Origin of the sequence: Flagellimonas flava, from assembly GCF_050617915.1 — a bacterium.
Classification (GTDB): Bacteria; Bacteroidota; Bacteroidia; order Flavobacteriales; family Flavobacteriaceae; genus Flagellimonas; species Flagellimonas flava_A.
In genome coordinates, this window is record NZ_JBODQE010000077.1 from 1 (window position 1) to 264 (window position 264).

Consider the following 264-nt stretch of genomic DNA (forward strand, 5'->3'; position numbering starts at 1 on the left):
CGTTCGGGCACCTCGACTGGTTCTTCGGCGGCTTTGCGCTGTGCGGCAATGCGTTTGGATCGCTGGTGGCGGGCCTTACGTTCGGCTTCTTTCTCACGCGCCTTAATGGCTTCCGGGCTGTTTTCGTCGGGCGCCTCGCCGCGCTTGGCACTCATGATGGTGTCCATCAACTTCAGGCCCTCGAAAGCGTCACGCGCGTAATGCACTTCGCCCTGGTAGAACTCGGCCAGGTCGTTTTCGACATAGCTGCGCGTCAACGCCGCG

The 264-nt window shown here is 61.7% G+C and carries 1 protein-coding gene; it reads right to left on the reverse strand.

Going from position 1 to position 264, the window contains the following annotated elements; translation table 11 throughout:
* Positions 1-264: hypothetical protein (locus tag ACRHOZ_RS21035; protein ID WP_431130255.1), on the reverse strand; the 264-nt coding region annotated here is incomplete at both ends.